Here is a 1,549-nt window from a genome sequence, read left to right as displayed (position 1 = left end):
CTCACCCTGCGGCGTACGCGGCTGGCTGAAGCCGTGCGGATCGTTCTGCGGACCGCCCACCGGCAGACCCGACCGACTCCACCAACCCTCACCACCCGCACCGGAACCGGCACCAGACCCCGACCCGGCCGGACCAGGCTCAGCCGTCCCATGCGGATTGTTCTGCGGACCACCCACCGGCAGACCCGACCGACTCCACCACCCCTCACCGCCTGTGCCGGCACCGGAGCCGGAGTCCGTCGTGGCCGGCCGGGGCTCACTCGTCCCGTACGGGTTGTTCTGCGGGCCGCCCAGCCGCTGACCGGACCCGGACGGAGCGCCCGAACCCCCCACCGGGCCGCCCGACTCCCCGGCGCCCTCGGCCGGTTCCTGCCGCACCGGCCCCGACGAGGTCTCCCCCGCCGGAGGAGCCTTCTCCGAACCGCTCGCGCCACCGCCCTGCGCACCGGACCCCGGAGCCGTCTCCTCGGCCGACGTCCCGCCCGGCTTCGAGGACGAACCCGTGCCCGTCCCCGTGGACGACTCCTCCCCCGGCTTCGAGCCCGAGCCCGAACTCGTCGGCGAGTCCTGCCCCGGCTTCGGAGACGAGCCCGAACCGGCAGGCGCCTCATCCGACTTCGACGACGAGCCCGTGGGCGACTCCTCACCCTGCCGCGCCGGGGGCGTCTCCTGCGAGGAGCCACCGGAACCGCCGCGCTGCGCACCGCCACCGGGCCCCTTGCCGCCACCGGCGGGGTTCTCCACATACGTCGAGCTACCGGCACCGTCGTTGGAGCGCACGTTGCCGCTGCCCGGGCCGGAGCCGCCTCCGCCCAGGCGACCGCCCTGGCCGGGCAGATCGTCCATGGTCGCCGGCCTGTCGTACCCCGCACCCGACCGCGGCGGCTGCTGCGGCTGCTGCGGAGCGGGGCCGCCGCCCCGGCCGCCCGGTGTGGGGCGCGGCTGCTGGGTGACACCGTGCGGATCGTTCATCGGGCCGCCGACGGCGTGCCCCGGCTTGTCCATCGGGTTGGGCCGGGGTGCGGCGGGGGTCTCCTCGCCCGTCGCGGTGCCGGGCGGACGGTTGTCGCTGGTCGCCGGGTAGTCGTAGCCGCGCCCTGTGCGGTCTCCGCCGCCGCCCGAGCCCGGTGCTTCCTCCGGGCTGCCCGGCTTGGGCGTGCCGTACGGGTTCTTCGGCTCACCGCCCAGCCGTTGCCCCGAGCCCTCGAAGGGGTTGCGCGGCGCCTGTCCGCCGGAGCCCGAGCCCGGAGCGTCCTCGGTGCCCGCCGGGCGGTTGTTGACCGTCGCCGGGTAGTCGTGGCCGCGGCCCGTGCGGCCACCGCCGCCACCGCCCGCGCCGGGGGAATCGTCCGGGCTGCCCGGCTTCGCCGTCCCGTACGGGTTCTGCTGCGAGCCGCCCAGCCGCTGCCCCGAACCCTCGAACGGGTCCGACCGTGTCGGCGCGCCGGAGCCCGGGGCCTCCTCGTTGCCCGCGGGACGGTTGTTGGACGTCGCGGGGTAGTCGTAGCCCCGGCCCGTGCGACCACCGCCGCCCGCGCCCGGGGAATCG

General features: G+C 76.7%; 1 pseudogene. It reads right to left on the bottom strand.

The window, feature by feature from the left end:
- Nucleotides 1–1,549 (bottom strand): annotated as a pseudogene (locus tag SCA03_RS35445) (hypothetical protein); the annotation flags it as partial.

The organism is Streptomyces cacaoi, from assembly GCF_006539165.1.
In the GTDB taxonomy this organism is placed as follows: Bacteria; Actinomycetota; Actinomycetes; order Streptomycetales; family Streptomycetaceae; genus Streptomyces; species Streptomyces cacaoi.
The sequence above is the reverse complement of the archived record's forward strand: the minus strand, read 5'-3'. Positions and strand labels throughout refer to the sequence as shown.